This is a genomic window from Chelativorans intermedius (assembly GCF_025398255.1).
GTDB classification, from domain to species: domain Bacteria; phylum Pseudomonadota; class Alphaproteobacteria; order Rhizobiales; family Rhizobiaceae; genus Chelativorans; species Chelativorans intermedius.
Window position 1 is genome coordinate 71,127 of the sequence record NZ_JAODNW010000010.1, and the last position, 19,088, is coordinate 90,214.

The window sequence follows — 19,088 nt, forward strand, 5'->3', positions numbered from 1 at the left end:
TCCTCGCCGCCAGGTTGGACCTGATCGGGCGGGCAGGAGGTGCCGATGGGGGCGGTGTCGCCTATTTCGCGCCGCGCTTCAGGTGCTCGTCGAGGCGCGGCATGATTTCCACGAAGTTGCAGGGCAGGTGTCGGTAGTCGAACTGGTCCTTCAGGATATGGTCCCAGGCATCGCGGCAGGCGCCGGGCGAACCCGGCAGCACGAAGACGAAGGTCTGGCCGATGAGCCCGGCGGTTGCCCGCGACTGGATGGTGGACGTGCCGATCTTCTCGAAGGAGACGCGGTGAAAGAGATGGGAGAAACCGTCCATCCGCTTGTCGAACAGCGGCTCCAGCGCCTCCGGCGTCACGTCGCGGCCGGTGAATCCCGTGCCGCCGGTGGTGATGACGGCGTCCACCGCGCCGCCCGTGCACCAGCCGCCGACGATCTCGCGGATGCGCGCGGCCTCGTCCGGCACGATGGCCCGCCCGGCAAGGACATGGCCGGCGGCCTCGATGCGCTCGGCAAGCGTTCGGCCGGATTTGTCGTCGTCGAGCGTGCGGCTGTCGGAGACGGTGAGCACGGCGAAGCGTACGGGGATGAACTCGCGGTCAGTCATGGGCGGTCGCCTCCGTGGAGGAAAGGGTGGTCGTCGCCTGAACGAACCACCGTGCGTGGCGGCTGGCAATGGCGTTTGCGGCCGCCTGTGCCCGCTCCGGGCTCTCGAAGATGCCGAAGCAGGTGGCGCCTGAGCCCGACATGCGGGCAAGGAGCGCGCCCTCGCCGCGCAGCGCCTCCAGGACCGCGCTGATGGCGGGAAGCAGGGTGAGGGCGGGTGCTTCCAGGTCGTTGCGGGTGGCGGCAAGCCAGCGGGCGATCTCGACGGCGCTGCTCCCCCCCGTGAAGGGCGGAAGGGGCGGATTGTCGCGGCGCCCGAGCGCGGCAAAGACATCCGGCGTGGCAAGCGGCTGGCCGGGATTGACGAGAAGAAGCGGCAGCGCCGGCATGTGCGCCAGCGGCTCCACGGTCTCGCCGATGCCGCGCGCCAGCAGCGGCCGCGCCAGAAGGCACATGGGCACGTCCGCACCGAGCGAGACGGCAAGCCGGCCGAGCAGGCCGGCATCGGCGGGCAGGTGCCAGAAGGCGCAAAGCAGCGACAGCGTGGCGGCCGCATCGCTCGACCCGCCGCCGATGCCGGAGGCAACAGGCAGGTTCTTGCGCAGTGTCAGCGCCACCGGCGGCAGCGCGCCGAAATGCCGCCGCAGCAGATCGCGCGCGCGCAGCACGAGGTTGCCCTGTCCGCGCGGCACCTCGGCGGCGAACGGGCCGCAAACGGAAAAACCGTCGCGCTGCGCCCCCGTCACCTGCAGCGTGTCGCCATGGCGGGCAAACACCACCAGGCTTTCCAGCAGGTGATAGCCGTCGGCGCGGCGTCCCGTGACGTGGAGCGCCAGATTGACCTTCGCCGGCGCCGCGCGCTCCAGGCCCTGGGTCATCCGGGACGGTCTCTCAGTCCTTCGCCAGCCGGTATTCGCCGGTCTCGGGGTCCTTGACCAGCGTGCCCATGCTGCCGGTCGCAGCCTCCTTGCGGGCGCGTTCGGCGCGCTGCGTCACCCGCTCGGCCTCGCGCAGGAAGGCGCGATAGCCCCACCAGGCGGCAAGCGCTATGAGAGCGAAGAAGATCAGTTGCGGCATGGCTCGGCCTTTCTCGCGATCGGCCCATGATAGGGCCGTTCAACGCTCCTTCAAAGCCCGAAGCGGCGCCAGAGCGCCTGCTCTTCGAGCGCCGTCAGAATCCCGTCTGTGGCGGCCGCGGCGATGTCGGCGGCCTGGGCACCGGCGGCAAACAGCGGCAGCCTGCGCCCGAACAGGCCGCGCGGCTGGCCGATGAGCTTGAGCCGGGTCTTTTCCCCGAAGCGGCTCTTGAGGTGCGAGCGCATGTCGCCGAGTCCGTCGACAAGGCCGAGTTCGAGCCCGCGTCCCCCGGTCCAGAAGGCGCCGGTGAAAAGATCGGGATCGTCGGCGAGCTTGCTGCCGCGCCGCTCCTTGACCAGCCCGATGAACATTTCGTGGATTTCGAGCTGCAGGGCCTTCAGCCGCTCCACATCCTCCTTCCTTTCCGGCTGGAACGGGTCGAGGATGGCCTTGTTGCGCCCGGCCGTGTGGACGCGGCGTTCCACCCCGATCTTGCGGATCATCTCGTGGAAGCCGAAGCCGGCGGAGACCACGCCGATGGAGCCGACGATGGAGGAGGGGTCGGCGATGATCTCGTCGCCGGCAAGCGCGATCATGTAGCCGCCGGATGCAGCCACGTCCTCGACATAGACGAGAACCTTCTTCTTCTTCTCCGTCGCCAGGTCGCGGATGCGCCGGTAGATGAGGCGGGCCTGCACGGGCGAGCCGCCGGGCGAATTGACGGCAATCGCCACGGCCGGCGCGGAATGGGAGAACGCCTTTTCCAGAATGCCGGCGGTGGCCGCCAGCGAGAGCTGCGGCCGCAGGGCGCCGCCGCCGGCCAGAATGGCGCCCTGCAGGCGCACCACGGGAATGGTGACGGTGCCGGAACGAAGCCGTTGCGGCAGAAGCCGCGCGAAGGTGTCTTTCAAGGGCGGTTTCTCCAGTGCCTCGGGTCGGGTTCACATGTAGGCATTCGGCGCCGCCGCGCAATGGCCGCCAGTGCCGTCTTCCCTCAATCGGCGAAGAGGGTTTCCCGGCCGTTGATGATGGCCTCGGCGCGCTCGGTGAAGCCCTGCCCATCAGGCCCGTGCAGAACGAGCGGCGGCATGAGCGCCAGGGCGCCGCGCGCGCCCTTCTTCGCCCGCAGGAGAACGCGGATCGCCGCGGCCTGCGGGCGCGGATGCACGGCCAGCACCCGTGCGGCGCCGAAGCGGCCCCGCAGGGCCGCCAGGATCTCCTCCAGCGAGGCGGGCCTGGCGATGATGGCAAGCCCCGCGCCGGGCCTGGCGATGGCGGCGGCCGTTCTCAGCCAGCGCTCGAAAAGTCCCTCCTCCATCACGTGCGCCTGTCGGCGCAGGGCGTCGGGCGTCGCCCGGTCGCGCGCGGTGTTGAAGGGCGGGTTCATGACAACGAAGTCGAAGGCGTTGTCGCCGAGCCCGGCCTGGCGCCGCGCCCTGCCTGGCAGCGTCACGTCGGCCTCGACGACCGTGATGCGCGGGGCGAGCGCGGCGTTTTCCGCCAGCGCCAGGCTGCGGCGCGCGCAGGCGGCCATTTCCGCCGCCCGCTCCACCAGCTTCACCTGCGCCTGCGGGCAGCGGGCGGCCACGGCGAGGCCGGCGGCGCCCGCGCCGGCGCCCAGATCGGCAAGCTGCCCGCAAAAGGCACGCGGCACGGCGCCGGCGAGCAGCATCGCATCGAGCCCCGCGCGATGCCCCCTTTCGGCGGGCTGCACGAGGTGGAAGCGGCCGCGATGGAAAGCGTCGACGGTGAAGCGCTGCGCTTCGGCCATGGGTTCTGCTCAGCCGGCCTCGCCGCTGCCCGTCACCCCGGCATCGGCCAGAAGCCGGCGCGCCGCTTCCGCCTGGTCGGGCGCCACCAGCACGCGCCGCGGCAGCACGCCGAGCGAGCCTTCCATGATGCTCATGTTGCGGTCGGCCACCAGATATTCGATGCCGGCATCGCGCAGCAGGCTCTCGACGAAGGAGATGGTGACGGCGTCGTTGGTGCGGATAAGCTCGATCATGGGGTAGACGTTGGCAGGTCGGCACGCGCTTGTAAATGCGGGCGGTTGCCCTTGCCGCCCAGTCGCGCTAATTCGCGGGCTTGCCGCACGTCCAGGGCGGCCATACTGTTTCCCGGGCGGAACGTCCGGCAGCCAAGACATGGAGGAGTCCCCGGTGGGCGTCGTAGTGAATCTCGAGGGCGGCAAGCGCAGCGCGGCAACCATGGCCCGCCTGATGGAGCTCACCAAGGACGACATGGCGCGCGTCAACGAGCTCATCCTCGCCAAGGCGGGCTCGGATGTCGAGCTGATCCCCGAGCTTGCGCGTCACCTCATCTCCTCCGGCGGCAAGCGCCTGCGCCCCATGGTCACGCTGGCCGCCGCGCAGATGTTCGGCTATGCGGGCGAGGGGCATGTGAAGCTCGCCACCAGCGTGGAGTTCATGCACACCGCAACGCTTCTGCATGACGACGTGGTGGACGAGAGCGACATGCGCCGCGGCCGCAAGACGGCGCGCATGATCTGGGGCAACCAGGCCAGCGTGCTGGTGGGCGACTTCCTGCTTGGCCAGGCCTTCCGCATGATGGTGGATGTCGGCTCGCTGGAGGCGCTCGACATCCTCTCCACCGCCGCCTCGGTGATCGCCGAAGGCGAGGTCATGCAGCTTGGCGTCGCCAAGAACCTGGAGACCACGGAGGACGAATATCTGGCCGTCATCAAGGCCAAGACGGCGGCGCTGTTCTCCGCCGCCGCAGAGGTCGGGCCGGTCATCGCCGGGGCGACACGCGGCGACCGGGCGGCCCTGCGCTCCTTCGGTGCCAATCTGGGCCTGGCTTTCCAGCTCGTGGATGACGCGCTCGACTATGGCGGCAACACCAGCGAGCTGGGCAAGAACATCGGCGACGATTTCCGCGAGGGCAAGGTGACGCTGCCGGTGATCCTCAGCTATCGCCGCGGCACGCAGGAGGAGCGCGCCTTCTGGAAGCAGGCCATCGAAGAGGGGGCGTGCGACGACGCCGCGCTCGAAAGGGCCATCGCGCTGATGCACAGGCATGGCGCCATCGGAGACACGATCGGCCGTGCGCGCCATTTCGGCGAGATCGCCCGCGATGCGCTGGCGCCGCTTCAGGACACGCCGCAGAAGGCGGCGTTCTTCGACGTCATCGACTTCTGCATCGGCCGGGTGGCGTGAACGCGGCGGTAAAATCGCTCCTGCGGCGGTTGCAGCGCCTTCGCAAAATGGCCATGCTCCGGTCATAGACAAGGGGTGAGGCAACCCCGGCTGTGCCGGAGGGAAGGGACAGATGCGGCGAATGAAGAAAGCATTGAACGCGGCTGCGGGCGTGGCGGTCCTCATGGCCGTCTGGCTGGAGACGGGCCTTGCCGGGCAGGCGGCAGGCGGCGTGGACACCGTGCCCACCCACTCCTTCTCCGGTGCTTATCTGGCCGCCCGGGCAGCCGAGACCGACAATGACCTGGAGACCGCCGTCGCCTACTACGAACGCGCGCTGGCGCTCGACCCGGACAATGCGGCCCTGCAGGAGCGGCTTTTGCTGGCGCTGGTCTCCCTCGGGCGGCTGGAGGCAGCGCTTCCCTATGCGCAGGCACTGAAGTCGGTGCCCGAGGTGGAGCGCTTCTCGCGCCTGGCGCTTGCCGTCGATGCCTTCAGGAAGAAGGATTTCGCAGCCGCCGAACGCTGGCTGAAGCTGGTGGTGGAGTCCGATCTCGACCGGCTGATCACGGGCTCCATGACGGCCTGGGCGCTGGCCGGCAAGGGCGAGCTGGATGCGGCCCTCGTCCATCTCGACGGTCTTGAAGGACCGGCCTGGTACGACTTCTTCAAGGATTATCAGCGTGCGCTGATGCTCGCCCAGGGCGGGCGCGGCGACGATGCCACGGAGGCGTTCGAGGCGTTTTATGGTGCGCTCGTGCCCGGCGCGATGGCACCGGAGACGCTGGGCCGCGCCGCGCGGGCCTATGCCGCCCACCTGTCGCAGCAGGGAAGGCCCGAGGCGGCGCTTGAGGTACTGACGCGCGCCGAGGAACTGGGCGGCGGCGTCGCCTCCATCCCCGTCATGCGCGCCCGGCTGGAGGCGGGGGAGACGCTCGCCCCCGTGGTAAGCACGCCTGTCGAGGGTGCCGCGGAAATCCTGGTCAACGTCGCCGGCGAGCTTGCCAATGGCGGCGGCGATTCCTTCGTGCGGCTCTACCTCAACTATGCGCTGGCGCTGCGGCCGGGCAACGACACCATCCTCCTGCAGCTTGCCCGCGTGGCCGAGAGGCAGGGCGAGCCGGAGCGCGCCCTTGCCCTCTACCGTCAGATCGACCGCGCCTCGCCCTGGTCCCGCTTCGCCGATTTTCAGATCGGGCTCAACCTGGCGGATATGGAGCGTTACGAGGAAGCCGTCGACCACCTCAAGCAGGTGCTGGAGGCCGATCCCTCCGACATGCGCGCCTATCTGGCGCTCGGCGGCGTTTATGCGGCGCAGGAGGACTACCGCTCCGCCGCCCGGCTCTACGACCGCGCGGTGGCGCGGATCGGCGAGCCGGAGCGCCAGCACTGGAACATCTTCTATCAGCGCGGCATCGCCTATGAGCGGCTGAAGGAGTGGCCGAAGGCGGAGCCGAACTTCAAGAAGGCGCTGGAGCTCTACCCCAACCAGCCGCAGGTGCTGAACTATCTCGGCTATTCCTGGGTCGACATGAACATGAACCTGGAGGAGGCGCTGGACCTCATCCGCCGTGCCGTCGAACTGAGGCCCAGCGACGGCTACATCGTCGATTCGCTCGGCTGGGCCTACTATCGGCTGGGCCGCTACGAGGAGGCGGTGGAGCAGCTTGAGCGCGCCGTCTCCCTGCGCCCGGAAGACCCGATCCTGAACGACCATCTGGGCGATGCCTACTGGCGCGTCGGCCGCCGGCTGGAAGCGATCTACCAGTGGCGGCATGCGCTGGCGCTCGAACCGGAGCCAGAGCTGCGCGCCGAGGTGGAGAAGAAGCTGGAAGCGGGCTTGCCGCCGCCGGACAAGGGGCGAAAGGTGGCCGATGCCGCCGGCACCGCCCGCAACGTGATGAATGACGGTGCCCCCACCGTCCAGCCCACGCGCGAGGAGGCGGCGCCGCGCATCCACACGGTCAGACCGGGCCAGACGCTGTGGTCCATCGCCGTGGAGGAGCTGGGCGACGGTCATCGCTATCGCGAGATTCTGGAGCTCAATCCCCTCCTCAAGGGCGATCCCAACCGCATCGGCGTCGGCCAGCGGTTGAAACTGCCGCCGGCGGAATAGGCCCGGCGCCGCCGGCTTGACGCTCGCACGGGCGCGCAATAGGACGAAGCGCGCTTGCCCAACCTGCCGGAGATGCCCGCGTGAACGCCGAACCTCTGCCGAACATGCACCCCGCCCGCTCCTTTCAGGGCCTTGTCCTGACGCTGCACAGCTATTGGGCACAGAAGGGTTGCGTGATCCTGCAGCCCTACGACATGGAGGTGGGCGCCGGCACCTTCCACCCGGCCACCACGCTGCGCTCGCTGGGCCCGCGCCCGTGGAACGCGGCCTATGTCCAGCCCTCGCGCCGCCCCAAGGACGGGCGCTACGGCGAAAACCCCAACCGCCTGCAGCACTATTACCAGTATCAGGTGATCCTGAAGCCCAATCCGCCGGACCTGCAGGAGCTTTATCTGGGCTCGCTCGCCGCCATCGGGCTCGACCCGCTCACCCACGACATCCGCTTCGTGGAGGATGACTGGGAAAGCCCCACGCTCGGTGCCTGGGGGCTCGGCTGGGAGTGCTGGTGCGACGGCATGGAGGTCTCGCAGTTCACCTATTTCCAGCAGGTCTGCGGCATCGAGTGCGCGCCGGTCTCGGGCGAGCTCACCTACGGGCTGGAGCGGCTGGCCATGTATGTGCAGGGCGTGGATAACGTCTACGAGCTCAACTTCAACGGCCTCGAAGGCCCGGACAAGGTGACCTATGGCGATGTCTTCCTGCAGGCCGAGCAGGAATATTCGCGCTACAATTTCGAGCACGCAGACACGGACGTGCTCTTCCGGCATTTCAAGGATGCCGAGGCGGAGTGCCGGGCGCTGCTGGAAGCAGGCGCGCCGTCCGCCTCCGACGATCCGGCGCTGCACAGGCTGGTGCTGCCCGCCTATGACCAGTGCATCAAGGCCTCCCACGTCTTCAACCTTCTCGACGCGCGCGGCGTCATCTCGGTGACGGAGCGGCAGAGCTACATCCTGCGCGTGCGCGAGCTGGCAAAAGCCTGCGGCGAGGCCTTCCTGCAGACGGAAGCGGGCGGGGCCCTGCTGGGGACTTAGGGTCAGGCGGAAACGTCAATGCCGTCATCGGCGGCCATGGTCCCGGCCGGCGGAGCGATCTGGGTGGAGGGGCCGGCGGCGGCGATGGTCTGGATCGCCCGGCGCACACCCGCCATCTTGAACTCGCCGCCCGAAGCCTGCACGGAAAGGCAGGCCGCCAGTGCCAGGATCTGGATGATCGTCGAAGCGGCGGTTTTCATCGTCCCGTTCCCTTGCCCTGAAGCCCTTCGCTGTGTGCTCTCCTTTGCCGAAAGGCTTGCCGCCCATTGTGCGGATGGCGGCTGAACCGGGCGTGGCGGCGTCGTTTAGCTGGCGTTCAGCGGCGGGAAGGGGGGCGGCGCCGTGCTGGCGCGTGGACATTGGAACGGGGAGTTGGTATTGCCCCGGCAGCATCTTCCAGAAATCCCGAGACAACCCATGCCCGACCTGCTTCTTGAACTTCGCTCGGAGGAAATTCCCGCCCGCATGCAGCGCAAGGCGGCGGGAGACCTGAAGAAGCTGGTGACGGATGGCCTTGTGGAGGCGGGGCTCACCTATGAAGGGTGCCAGGAATACTGGACGCCGCGCCGGCTGGCGCTCGACGTGCGCGGCATCACCGCCCGCTCCCGCGATGTGCGCGAGGAGCGCAGGGGCCCGCGCACCGATGCGCCGGAAAAGGCGATCGAGGGCTTCCTGCGCGCCGCCGGCCTTTCCTCCATCGAACAGGCGCAGGTGCATTCCGACCCCAGGAAGGGGGATTTCTACCTCGCGGTGATCGAGCGCAAGGGCCGGCCCGCCGAAGAGATCATTGCCGAGATGATGCCCGGCATCATCCGCAATTTCCCGTGGCCGAAATCCATGCGCTGGGGCGCCGCCTCGCGCAATCCCGGCTCTCTGCGCTGGGTGAGGCCGTTGCAATCCATCCTGTGCACCTTCGGCCCGGAGACGGAGGAGCCTGTGGTGATCGACTTCGAGGTCGACGGAATCCGCGCCTCCAACGTCACCTACGGCCACCGCTTCCACGCGCCGCAGGCCATCACGGTGCGCCGCTTCGACGACTATGCGGCAAGCCTGGAGAAGGCCAGGGTGGTGCTCGACCCTGAGCGGCGCAAGCGCATGATCCTTGAAGACGCCACCAATCTTGCCTTCGCCAACGGGCTGGAGCTGGTGGAGGACGAGGGGCTCGTGGAGGAGGTAGCGGGCCTCGTGGAGTGGCCGGTGGTGCTTCTGGGCACGTTCGAGGAGGACTATCTGGACATTCCGCCGGAAGTGGTGCGGCTGACCATCCGCGCCAACCAGAAATGCTTCGTTACCCGCCGGCGCGGCGAGACCGAGCGGCTGTCCAACCGCTTCGTGATCGTGGCCAACATCGAGGCTGCCGATGGCGGGCGCGAGATCGCCCACGGCAACGGCAAGGTGGTGCGCGCGCGCCTTGCCGATGCGCTGTACTTCTGGAAGACCGACCAGGCCGACCTGCCGGACCTTGCCAAGCTGAAGGACTCGGCCGAGAAGTTCGGCCTCGACCTGAAGAAGCCGCTCGACCAGCGCATGGCGCGGCTCGACCATCTGAACGTCACCTTCCACGCCAAGCTGGGCACGCAGGGCGAGCGCGTGCAGCGCATACGGCGGCTGGCGCGCGAACTGGCGCCCATCGTCGGCGCCGATCCCGATCTTGCCGAGCGCGCGGCCGTGCTCGCCAAGGCGGATCTGCAGACGGAGGTGGTGGGCGAGTTTCCCGAGCTGCAGGGCGCGATGGGGCGCAAATATGCCGAGCTGCAGGGCGAGCACCCTTCGGTGGCCGCTGCCATCGAGGAACACTACAAGCCGCTGGGGCCGTCAGACATCGTGCCCACCGACCCGGTGTCGGTCGCCGTGGCGCTGGCGGACAAGCTCGACATGCTGGTGGGCTTCTGGGCCATCGACGAGAAGCCGACGGGAAGCAAGGACCCGTATGCGCTGCGACGCGCGGCGCTGGGCGTGATCCGGATTGTGGTGGAGAACGCGGTGCAGCTCAAGCTGCTGGCGTTCATGCGCTCATGGGAGGCCAACGCTCAGGACCATATCGAGGCTCCGACGCCGATTGACGCGGACAGCAGGACAGGCATCAGAAATCTGGACCTCCTCTCCTTCTTCCATGACCGCCTGAAGGTCTACCTCCGCGATCAGGGCGCGCGCTACGATCTTATCGACGCCGTGCTCGCAAGCGGCTCGGGGGAGGCGACCGCGAATGACGACCTCCTCCTGATCGTCCGCCGCGTCGAGGCGCTCTCCGATCTTCTCGGCACCGAGGACGGCAAGAACCTTCTCGCCGGCACCAACCGCGCCATCAGTATCCTTGCAATCGAGGAGAAGAAGGGGACGGGGATCGCCGAGGCCGTCGATCCCGCGCTCCTTCAGGAGAAGGCGGAGATCCGGCTTTTCGATGCGGTGAATCAGGCCGAGAAGGAAGCCGGCGAAGCGATTCAGAAACAAGACTTTTCCGCCGCCATGAAGGCGCTCGCCGCCCTTCGCGGACCGATTGACTCATTTTTTGAGGAAGTCCTCGTAAACGTCGAGAACGACTCGCTTCGCGCCAACCGGCTGGCGCTGCTTGCGCGCATCCGCCAGGCGACCGGACAGGTGGCCGACTTCTCGAAGATCGCCGGCTAGGCTCCGCTGAAGGCGATCACCGCCAGCGCCACGGCGACATAGGCAAGAAGGCCCGAAACCGGACCCAGCCGCTGCAGCCAGCCGGGCGGCGGGCTGCCGGGAGCCGTGCGCGCCATGGCGAGGCGCGCGGCCACCAGGATGGCGAGAATGGCGGCCGCGGCGGCCAGCTTCAGCGCGAAGGCGGTGCCGAGCCAGGCGCCCCGATAGTCCACCAGCCACATCCACAGCCCGGTGATCCATAGAAGGAGGACGCCGATCAGGGCGGCGAGCGCAAAGTTCTTCCGCAGCGCCAGAAGCGCGGGCGGCGGCGGGCCGTCGGCACGGCTTGCCTGGATGCCCACCATCGCGCTTCCCATGCCGCCGCCGGCGCCCAGCATGAGGCCGAAAAGATGCAGGATCTTCATGAAAGCAAGCATGGCCGCAGCCCTTTCCCCATCGCAACGGCCGGAAGGTGCGCCCTTGGCGCCGGCCCGTCAAGCGGCACTATTCGGGTCTGCTGACAGAGCGCGGCAGCGGCTGGGCATCGCCCGGTTCCGGCTGCGCGGAGGCCGGCTCCGGCTGCGCGGGGAGCGCGCGCACGAAGGGCGCTCCGGCAAGACCGCCGCGGATGACGAGAGGGCTGGGCTGATAGCCGCGCGTTTTCTCGGGCGGCGGCGCGGCCGTCTCCAGCGCCGGCAGCACGATCATCGAGGGCGTGGAAGCCGGCGCAGCCGGCTCCAGCGCCAGGATTGAGGAGGCGGCGGCCGGGCCGGCCGACAGAGCGATGGCGAGCGCGGCCGCCGCGACGACGCGTGTTCTCATTTTTCCTGTCCCTCCCGCGGTTGCGTTCGGTTCCGATGGATAGCAGGCGGGATTTAACAAAGCGGTGCAGGGATAGGCGGCATTGTAACGATCCGCCGGCCGGCGCCCTTGCCGGTGGCATCGCGGCGCGCTAGACCGGTTCATCGTTTCAATGAAACGCTGATCCGGTCCATCTCTTTGTTTTTGCCGCATTTGTGCGACGCCAGATGATTCCATCTGGCTGCAAAATGCTGTAGAGGCTGTGGGGCCGCGGACGGCGCAGTTCCACCATGCATGAAAGCCTGCCGGCCGCAGCCGAAAACGGAGACCGACATCCTTGGCCCGCATCCTGCAGCAAGACGACGCGCTGGAGGCTGCCTGCCGCCATCTGGCGGCGGGTGAGGCGGTGGCCATGCCCACCGAGACCGTCTACGGGCTTGCCGCCGACGCCACGAACGGCGAAGCCGTGGCACGCATCTTCGAGGCCAAGGGCCGCCCACGCTTCAACCCGCTGATCGCCCATGTGGCGGATATGGAGATGGCGCGGCGCTTCGCCGTCTTCCCGCCCCTTGCCGAGCGGCTGGCCGGTGCCTTCTGGCCGGGGCCGCTCACCCTCGTGCTGCCGCAGGCGGAAGGTTCGGCCATCCATCCGCTGGCGACCGCCGGGCTCGACACGGTGGCGCTGCGCTGCCCGCGGGGCTTTGCCCGGCAGGCGATTGCCCGCCTCGGCCGCCCGCTGGCCGCTCCCAGCGCCAATGTCTCCGGCCGCATCAGCGCCACCACCGCAGAGGCGGTGCAGGCCCAGCTCGGCACGCGCATTCCGCTCATCGTCGATGGCGGTCCGACGCCGGTGGGGCTCGAGTCGACCATCGTCAAGGTGGCGGGGGAGACCTTGACGCTGCTGCGTCCCGGCGGCCTGGCGGCGGAGGAGATCGAACGCGTGGCCGGGCGCGCGCTCGTGCGCGGCACAACGGGGGTGGAGGCGCCGGGTATGCTGGCCTCCCATTATGCGCCGAGCGCCCGCCTGCGCCTCAATGTGGCGCAGGTGGAGCCGGGCGAGGCGCTGCTGGCCTTCGGGCCGCGGCGGGCCCGGGGTGCGGAGACGGCGGTGAAGGTGCTGAACCTGTCGCCCGCGGGCGACCTGCGGGAAGCAGCGGCGAATCTCTTCGGCCACCTCGCGGCGCTCGACCTGGGCGCCGCCGCCGTCATCGCCGTCGAGCCGGTACCGGCGAGCGGTCTCGGCGAGGCCATCAACGATCGCCTGGCGCGCGCCGCCGCGCCGCGTGACACCGGCGGCGAGAAGCTCTAGCCTGCCGCCCATGCAGACGACGACACCGAGGCAGCTGGACGCCCACCTCATCGAGCGGTTTGCCGCCATCGTCGGCCCGCGCCACGCGCTGACGGCGCCCTCCGACATTGCGCCGCATTTGGAGGAGCCGCGCGGGCTGTTTTCCGGCCGCGCCACGCTGGTGCTCAAGCCCGGCAGCACGCAGGAGGTGAGCCGTATCCTGACGCTCGCCAGCGAGACGGGCACGCCCATCGTGCCGCAGGGCGGCAACACCGGCCTGGTGGGCGGGCAGATGCCGGACGGCACGGGCCGCGAGGTGGTGCTGTCGCTTTCGCGGCTCAACCGCATCCGCGAGATCGACCTTTCCTCCAACACGGCGGTGGTGGAGGCGGGTGTCGTGCTTCAAGTGTTGCAGGAGGCGGCGAGCGAAAGGGACCGGCTGTTTCCGCTTGCGCTCGCCTCCCAGGGCTCGTGCCAGATCGGCGGCAATCTCTCCTCCAATGCCGGAGGCATCGGCGCGCTGGCCTATGGCACGGCGCGCGATTTGTGCCTGGGGCTGGAGGTGGTGCTGCCCACCGGCGAGGTGCTGGACGACCTGCGCAGCCTGAAGAAGGACAACACCGGCTACGACCTGAAGGACCTGTTCATCGGCGCGGAGGGCACGCTGGGCGTGATTACCGCCGCGGTGGTGAAGCTGTTCCCGAAGCCCAAGGGGCGCGAGCTTGCCTGGGCGGGCGTCGGCTCGCCGGCGGCTGCGCTCGCCCTTTTCGAATCGGCGCTGGCCAAGGCAGGGGCGGCGCTTACTGCCTTCGAGCTGATGGAGCGGACGCCGCTCGACTTCGTTCTCAGGCACGTGCCGGACACCAGGCCGCCGCTTGCCGGCCCGCACCCCTGGCATGTGATGCTGGAGATTTCCTCCGGCCGCTCGGCGGAGGATGCCCGCGCGCTGATGGAGGAGGTGCTGACGGCCGGCTTCGAGGCAGGGCGGTTGGAGGATGCGGTGATCGCCCAGAACGAGGCGCAGGCCCTTGCCCTGCGCCATCTGCGCGAGGCGATGTCTGAAGCGCAGAAGCCGGAGGGCGGCTCCATCAAGCACGACATCTCGGTGCCCGTCGCCGCCATCCCCGCCTTCATCGAGAAGGCGGCCGAGGCCGTCCAGTCCGTGCTGCCGGGAAGCCGCGTCGTCTGCTTCGGCCACATGGGCGACGGCAATCTGCACTACAACGTCTCCCAGCCCGTGGGCATGGACCGGGCGGAATATCTCGCCCACTACCGTGCCATGAACGATGCCGTGCATGCCGTGGTGCGCGCCTTTGGCGGTTCCTTCTCCGCCGAGCATGGCATCGGGCGGATGAAACGTGAGGAACTGATCGCCACGCAGCCGGCCATCGCCACCGAGCTGATGCGCCGCATCAAGAAGGCGTTCGACCCCGCCGGCATCATGAACCCCGGCAAGGTGATCTGAGGCGCGGCGGGCCTTCAGGCTTCATCCACGAATCTTGCCGCTTTCTTGCACCCGATTGCAAAGCGCTAACCATCTGGCGGGTCAGCAAAATTTAACCGACTTTCTAAGGCGGCAGGTAACGACCGACCGCTAGTGTCGCCCCATAAGAGGTCGCGCAAAGCGGCCCGGAGAGAACCGGAAAACCGGCTCTCAGGAGCAACAGGAAGGCAAGAAGATGACATGTGGTCTCAAGCCGGTATGGGCGGGCCGCCAGATGCGGCTCGACCCGTTCCGCCTGCCCCAATCGGTTTCCTATGCAACCCATGACGACCGGGGAGAGGTGACGTTCACCATCACCGGGCGCGGCGTGCGCATGCGCCGGCTGCTGGACAGGAGCCATCTTCCCGTCACCTTCGCCCTGCCGCCCAATGCCTTTCGCGGGGTGGCCGCGCGCGCGGTGGAGGAAGACGGGCAGGTGACGGTGACGCTGGAACTTCTGCACGCCGATCCCATGCTGTGCGTGCCGCTTCTGGTGGCCGATGACCTCGACGACGTGGCGGCCGACTGGCGCGCCTGGGCCGCCGCCTATCGCCTGCCCATGCTGCTGGTGGAAGCCGATGGCGTGGCCCGCCCGCTGGAGGAAACGATCGGCCAGGTGCGGGTGGAGCCGCCCAGGGCGCGCCGCCAGGGCCACGCGGCGCGCCGCAGGCGCCCGCGCTTCCTTGTCCGTCGCAAGCCGGGCCGGCTGGGCCTGCGGCTGGTGGTGAACGGCGAGGAGCTTGTCGCGCCCGAATGATCAGAAATACGGGCTGATGGTTGCCCAGACGCCGCCGCCCAGGAGGCCGAGGAAGATCAGCCAGCCCACCATGCTGTTGGACTTGAACAGCGCCAGGCACTGGTCGGGATCGTCGATGTCCAGCGTGCGCACCTGGCGCGCCATGTGCGCCCCGGCCGCCACCAGCCCGGCCAGCGCCGGCATGGGCACGCCGGCATGGGCGAAAGCGACGGCAAAGAACAGAAGCGCAGCGCCGTAGAGGCCGACCAGCCATGCCTTCGTCCGCGCGCCGAACAGCCGCGCGGTGGAACGCACCCCGACAATGGCATCGTCCTCCTTGTCCTGGTGGGCATAGATGGTGTCGTAGCCGATCACCCAAAGGATGGAGCCGCAATAGAGCAGGAAGGGCGCCAGCGCGAGCGAGCCGAAATGCGCTGCCCAGCCGAGCAGCGCCCCCCACGAAAAGGCAAGCCCCAGAAAGAGTTGCGGCCAGTCGGTGAATCTCTTCGCGAAGGGATAGACGGCCACCACCAGCAGCGAAGCGCAGCCCAGCAGGATGGCAAAGCCGTTGAACTGCACGAGCACCGCAAGGCCGAGGAGCGCCTGCGCGAGGAGAAAGGCCCATGCCTGGCGCCGCGTCACCTGCCCGGAAGGCAGGGGCCTGGAGCGCGTGCGTTCCACCGCCTCGTCGATCTCCTGATCCACCAGATCGTTGTAGGTGCAGCCCGCCCCGCGCATGGCCACCGCGCCGACCAGAAACAGGGCCAGCAGCCAGGGCGACGGCAGCACCTGGCCAAGCGGCGCGCCCGGCTCCGCCCCGGCGCTGGCCGCCATGGCCAGCGACCACCAGCACGGCCACAGGAGCAGCTTCCAGCCGATCGGCCGGTCCCAGCGGGCAAGCTGCGCATAGGGCCAGGCCGCGCGCGGCAGGAGGCGATAGACCCAATGGCTCGACGGTGCATCGGCCACCCGGCCCTGCGCCTGCCGCGACTGGATGATGTCCATGATCCTGCCTCTTGCCGCTTTGTCCTCCCGTGGAGTGGCAAGGCAGACGCGCGGCGTCAAGTGATGATCCGAGGCCCGGACGATCTCCCGCTGCCGTCCCGGCTTCTGCCCGTTGCCGCGCGGCCCGGCGTGCCACCGCCGGGCCGCGCTCATGGCTTTCAGGCGCCGAACCGCTCGATCACCTCCGCAAGCGGCACGTGCCCCAGGCAGGCGCCCGTGCCGGCATGCTCTTTTCCTTCCTCCAGCGCCGTCGCACGGATCACCGCCGGATCGGCCTCCAGCCGCTGGCGCAGGGCTGCCAGCCTGGGCCATCGGTCCTTGCCGGCGATGGCGTGGTAGTCGAGCCATCGCGCGACGCCGATCAGGATGCCGTCGGCGAGGGTCGGCCGGTCGCCGACGAGAAAGGGTGTATCGCCGATCATGGCCTCCAGCTTGTCATGGCGTTCGATGACGCGTTCCCGTCCCCATTCCCGCAGCGCCGACTGCATCGCCGGGTTTGGCGGTTCCATCTCCATCGCGGCCCAGAGTGGACTGAACGCGCCGACGAAGCCGGTGTTCACGAACGCCATCAACTGATGCATCCGGTCGGCTTCTGCGGAATGAGGGTCGAAGCTGATCCGTCGCTCGACGTCTCTTGCTTCGAGCCAGGCGGCGATGGCCATGGTCTCGGTCAAGCTGCGGCCCTCGTCGGTTATGAGAGCCGGCGTCTCGTGCCGCGGGTTGATGCGGGCATAGGATGGACGGCGCATCTCGCCCAGCATGTCGACCCGGCAGAGCCGGTAAGGCTTGCCCAGCCATTCGAGGGCAGCGACGAGCCCCATGGAGCTTCCCGCCGGGAAGCCGTAAAGTAGGATCGGTTCCATCAATTGGTCTCCGTGATTTCTGACGATCACGCTGCGCAGCGAAGCCGGAACCCTACTCGCGCGTTCGCGCAAGTAAATTACGCACCTTTTTGTAACCACGAGGCGTCGATGAAAGACCTTGTCTCCCGCTGCCCCATCGAGGAGGTCATGCAGGTTCTGAGCGGTCGCTGGCCCACGCTGCTGATCTATTATCTGAAGGAGGGGACGAAGCGTTTCAGCGACCTGCGCCGCGACAATCCCACGATCTCGCACAAGATGCTCTCCGCGGAACTCCGCAAGCTGGAGGAGGCAGGCATCGTGCAGCGCACGGAGTTCGACGGCTATCCGCTGCGTGTCGAATACGATCTGACGCCGGCCGGCCACCGCCTCGTTCCGCTGATCGACGCCCTGGGGGACTGGTGGGAAGCCACGGATACCGCACGCGCCAGCGAGGCGGACGAAGCCGCAGGCACGAAGGCACCGAAGAGGGTGGCCGGGTGAGGGATGCACAGCCGTGCACCACCGTCCTGCCGTCCGCGCCCATGGACAGGCGCTGTCCCCCCAAAACCGTCGACGACAGCTTGACCTCGGCCCGTTTCGCCCATAGCCCATGCCCAGGAACAGCAGGGCTTTGAACGACATGAAGGTACTCCTCATCGGTTCGGGCGGGCGCGAGCATGCGCTGGCCTGGAAGATCGCCGCCTCGCCGCTGCTCGGGAAGCTGTATGCCGCGCCGGGCAATCCCGGCATTGCGCGGCATGCCGAGTGCGTGGCGCTCGACGTGACCGATCATCAGGCGGTGGTTGCCTTCTGCCGCGGTCACGGCATCGACCTCGTGGTGGTGGGCCCGGAGGCGCCGCTGGTGGCGGGGCTTGCCGACGATCTCGCCGCCGCAGCCATTCCGGTCTTCGGGCCGACGGCGGCGGCGGCAAGGCTGGAGGGCTCCAAGGGCTTCACCAAGGATCTGTGCCGCCGCTACGCCATCCCCACCGCCGCCTATGCGCGCTTCCGCGATGCCGCCCAGGCCAGAGCCTATGTCGAGAGCGTCGGCGTCCCCATCGTGGTGAAGGCCGACGGCCTTGCCGCCGGCAAGGGCGTGACCATCGCCTTCAGCGAGGAAGCGGCGCTCGCCGCCATAGACGAATGCTTCTCCGGCGCTTTCGGCGAATCGGGTGCGGAGGTGGTGATCGAGGAATATCTGGAGGGCGAGGAAGCAAGCTTCTTCTGCCTGTGCGACGGACGCACCGCGCTGCCCTTCGGCACGGCCCAGGACCACAAGCGCGTGGGCGAAGGCGACACCGGCCCCAACACCGGCGGCATGGGCGCCTATTCGCCGGCACCGGTGATGGATGCGGCGATGGTGGAGCGCTGCATGCGCGAGATCATCGAGCCGACGCTCAAGGGCATGGCCGAAATGGGGGCGCCTTTCACCGGCGTGCTCTATGCGGGGTTGATGATCACCGCCGACGGCCCGAGCCTCATCGAATACAATGTGCGCTTCGGCGACCCCGAATGCCAGGTGCTGATGCCGCGGTTGAAGGACGATCTTCTGGCGCTCATGAAGGGCGCTGTGGACGGGCAGCTTGCCCGCATGTCGGCGCGCTGGCGCGAGGAGGCGGCGCTCACCGTGGTGCTCGCCGCAAGGGGCTATCCCGCCACCCCGGAGAAGGGCAGCGCGATTGCCGGCGTCGAGGCGGCGGGGGCGCAGGAGGGCGTGGAAATCTTCCACGCCGGGACGGCGCTGCGCGAAGGCCGCCTGATCGCCAATGGCGGGCGCGTGCTCAACGTGACGGCGCTCGGCGCCAGCGTGACCGCCGCCCGCGACGCCGCCTATCGCGCCGTCGACCGCATCGACTGGCCCGAGGGCTTCTGTCGCCGCGACATCGGCTGGCGCGCGATCGGGCGGGAGGCGGCGGGCCGCTAAAGTCATAAGAGAGGCATTTTGCAGCCAGATGGAATCATCTAGCATCGCACAAATGCGGCAAAAACGAAGAGATGGACCGGATCAGCGTTTCAATGAAACGATGAACCGGTCGAGCGGCCGGCTACTCGTCCTCGAAGGGGTCCGGTGCCGGGTGGGGGGACAGGGTGCCTTCCGCCCGCCGTCTTTCATGATGCGCAAGCGAGCATTCGATCGAGCAGAGAATGCCGCGATCGCACCAGTAGGCGGGACCGTTTTCGATGCGGCCCTGGTGATAGGTGAAGCCGGGCATGCCCATGGCCTTCCCGCACTCGATGCAACGATGTCTTTCGGGCCGCGCGAGCATGGCACCTGCCTCCTGAAAGCGGAAGGCATTCCCTAACCTTCCGGGGGTCGCGATTCAAGCAACCTTCATTTGACGTTTACGTA

Annotated in this window: 21 protein-coding genes; 9 read left to right on the forward strand and 12 right to left on the reverse strand. The window is 68.5% G+C overall.

Translation table 11 applies throughout. From position 1 onward, the window contains the following. Positions 1–61: 61 nt before the first annotated feature. From moaB to NYR58_RS09415, 6 genes are all read right to left on the reverse strand, one after another. Positions 62–598: a molybdenum cofactor biosynthesis protein B gene (gene moaB, locus NYR58_RS09390; RefSeq protein ID WP_261520301.1), complete on the reverse strand. Its 537-nt coding sequence runs from the start codon at positions 596–598 to the stop codon at positions 62–64. Next, positions 591–1,475 (reverse strand): 4-(cytidine 5'-diphospho)-2-C-methyl-D-erythritol kinase, encoded by an 885-nt coding sequence (locus NYR58_RS09395; RefSeq protein WP_261520304.1) that lies wholly within the window; start codon positions 1,473–1,475, stop codon positions 591–593. The genes moaB and NYR58_RS09395 overlap by 8 nt, the downstream gene beginning before the upstream one ends. A 13-nt stretch (positions 1,476–1,488) precedes the next feature. After that, positions 1,489–1,674 carry a hypothetical protein gene (locus NYR58_RS09400; protein ID WP_261520310.1) on the reverse strand — a complete coding sequence of 62 codons (186 nt, stop codon included), beginning with the start codon at positions 1,672–1,674 and terminating at the stop codon, positions 1,489–1,491. Between the two features lie 50 nt (positions 1,675–1,724). After that, complete coding sequence (locus tag NYR58_RS09405) at positions 1,725–2,585, reverse strand: S49 family peptidase (RefSeq protein WP_261520315.1); 861 nt, start codon at positions 2,583–2,585, stop codon at positions 1,725–1,727. Positions 2,586–2,668: 83 nt separating this feature from the next. Further along, positions 2,669–3,445, reverse strand: a complete 777-nt coding sequence (locus NYR58_RS09410; protein WP_261520317.1) for a tRNA1(Val) (adenine(37)-N6)-methyltransferase — start codon at positions 3,443–3,445, stop codon at positions 2,669–2,671. Between the two features lie 9 nt (positions 3,446–3,454). Continuing rightward, positions 3,455–3,679 carry a putative signal transducing protein gene (locus NYR58_RS09415; RefSeq protein ID WP_261520319.1) on the reverse strand — a complete coding sequence of 75 codons (225 nt, stop codon included), beginning with the start codon at positions 3,677–3,679 and terminating at the stop codon, positions 3,455–3,457. 154 nt (positions 3,680–3,833) lie between these two features. On the opposite strand from NYR58_RS09415, the gene NYR58_RS09420 reads away from it, so the two are divergent. From NYR58_RS09420 to NYR58_RS09430, 3 genes are all read left to right on the forward strand, one after another. Further along, entirely contained in the window at positions 3,834–4,850 is a 1,017-nt protein-coding gene (locus NYR58_RS09420; protein ID WP_261520322.1) for a polyprenyl synthetase family protein, read from the forward strand. Between the two features lie 121 nt (positions 4,851–4,971). Next, positions 4,972–6,945 (forward strand): tetratricopeptide repeat protein, encoded by a 1,974-nt coding sequence (locus tag NYR58_RS09425; protein ID WP_261520324.1) that lies wholly within the window; start codon positions 4,972–4,974, stop codon positions 6,943–6,945. A gap of 104 nt (positions 6,946–7,049) precedes the next feature. Continuing rightward, positions 7,050–7,976 carry a glycine--tRNA ligase subunit alpha gene (locus NYR58_RS09430; RefSeq protein WP_261520485.1) on the forward strand — a complete coding sequence of 309 codons (927 nt, stop codon included), beginning with the start codon at positions 7,050–7,052 and terminating at the stop codon, positions 7,974–7,976. 2 nt (positions 7,977–7,978) lie between these two features. On the opposite strand, the gene NYR58_RS09435 is transcribed toward NYR58_RS09430, so the two are convergent. Beyond that, positions 7,979–8,176, reverse strand: coding sequence for a hypothetical protein (locus tag NYR58_RS09435; RefSeq protein WP_261520325.1), 198 nt, complete (start codon positions 8,174–8,176; stop codon positions 7,979–7,981). Between the two features lie 217 nt (positions 8,177–8,393). Here NYR58_RS09435 and glyS point away from each other — a divergent pair, with 217 nt between their 5' ends. Next, positions 8,394–10,604 (forward strand): glycine--tRNA ligase subunit beta, encoded by a 2,211-nt coding sequence (glyS, locus tag NYR58_RS09440; protein WP_261520327.1) that lies wholly within the window; start codon positions 8,394–8,396, stop codon positions 10,602–10,604. Here the strand turns inward: glyS and NYR58_RS09445 are convergent. Next, positions 10,601–11,020 (reverse strand): hypothetical protein, encoded by a 420-nt coding sequence (locus NYR58_RS09445; RefSeq protein WP_261520329.1) that lies wholly within the window; start codon positions 11,018–11,020, stop codon positions 10,601–10,603. The genes glyS and NYR58_RS09445 overlap by 4 nt on opposite strands. Before the next feature lie 67 nt (positions 11,021–11,087). Further along, positions 11,088–11,405 (reverse strand): hypothetical protein, encoded by a 318-nt coding sequence (locus NYR58_RS09450; protein ID WP_261520330.1) that lies wholly within the window; start codon positions 11,403–11,405, stop codon positions 11,088–11,090. 316 nt (positions 11,406–11,721) lie between these two features. On the opposite strand from NYR58_RS09450, the gene NYR58_RS09455 reads away from it, so the two are divergent. From NYR58_RS09455 to NYR58_RS09465, 3 genes are all read left to right on the forward strand, one after another. Beyond that, positions 11,722–12,693: an L-threonylcarbamoyladenylate synthase gene (locus NYR58_RS09455; protein WP_261520332.1), complete on the forward strand. Its 972-nt coding sequence runs from the start codon at positions 11,722–11,724 to the stop codon at positions 12,691–12,693. 10 nt (positions 12,694–12,703) lie between these two features. Beyond that, positions 12,704–14,137 carry an FAD-binding oxidoreductase gene (locus NYR58_RS09460; protein WP_261520333.1) on the forward strand — a complete coding sequence of 478 codons (1,434 nt, stop codon included), beginning with the start codon at positions 12,704–12,706 and terminating at the stop codon, positions 14,135–14,137. A gap of 214 nt (positions 14,138–14,351) precedes the next feature. Beyond that, positions 14,352–14,912, forward strand: a complete 561-nt coding sequence (locus NYR58_RS09465; RefSeq protein ID WP_261520335.1) for a DUF6101 family protein — start codon at positions 14,352–14,354, stop codon at positions 14,910–14,912. On the opposite strand, the gene ubiA is transcribed toward NYR58_RS09465, so the two are convergent. Beyond that, positions 14,913–15,896 (reverse strand): 4-hydroxybenzoate octaprenyltransferase, encoded by a 984-nt coding sequence (gene ubiA / locus NYR58_RS09470; RefSeq protein WP_261520337.1) that lies wholly within the window; start codon positions 15,894–15,896, stop codon positions 14,913–14,915. Positions 15,897–16,054: 158 nt separating this feature from the next. After that, positions 16,055–16,759, reverse strand: coding sequence for a glutathione S-transferase family protein (locus NYR58_RS09475; protein WP_261520339.1), 705 nt, complete (start codon positions 16,757–16,759; stop codon positions 16,055–16,057). 108 nt (positions 16,760–16,867) lie between these two features. Between NYR58_RS09475 and NYR58_RS09480 the strand changes: the two genes are divergently transcribed. Continuing rightward, positions 16,868–17,239: a winged helix-turn-helix transcriptional regulator gene (locus tag NYR58_RS09480; protein ID WP_261520340.1), complete on the forward strand. Its 372-nt coding sequence runs from the start codon at positions 16,868–16,870 to the stop codon at positions 17,237–17,239. A gap of 139 nt (positions 17,240–17,378) precedes the next feature. Beyond that, positions 17,379–18,662 carry a phosphoribosylamine--glycine ligase gene (purD, locus tag NYR58_RS09485; RefSeq protein WP_261520487.1) on the forward strand — a complete coding sequence of 428 codons (1,284 nt, stop codon included), beginning with the start codon at positions 17,379–17,381 and terminating at the stop codon, positions 18,660–18,662. A 121-nt stretch (positions 18,663–18,783) separates the two neighbouring features. Here purD and NYR58_RS09490 read toward each other — a convergent pair whose 3' ends face one another. Beyond that, positions 18,784–19,005, reverse strand: coding sequence for a hypothetical protein (locus NYR58_RS09490; RefSeq protein WP_261520341.1), 222 nt, complete (start codon positions 19,003–19,005; stop codon positions 18,784–18,786). Positions 19,006–19,088 lie beyond the last annotated feature (83 nt).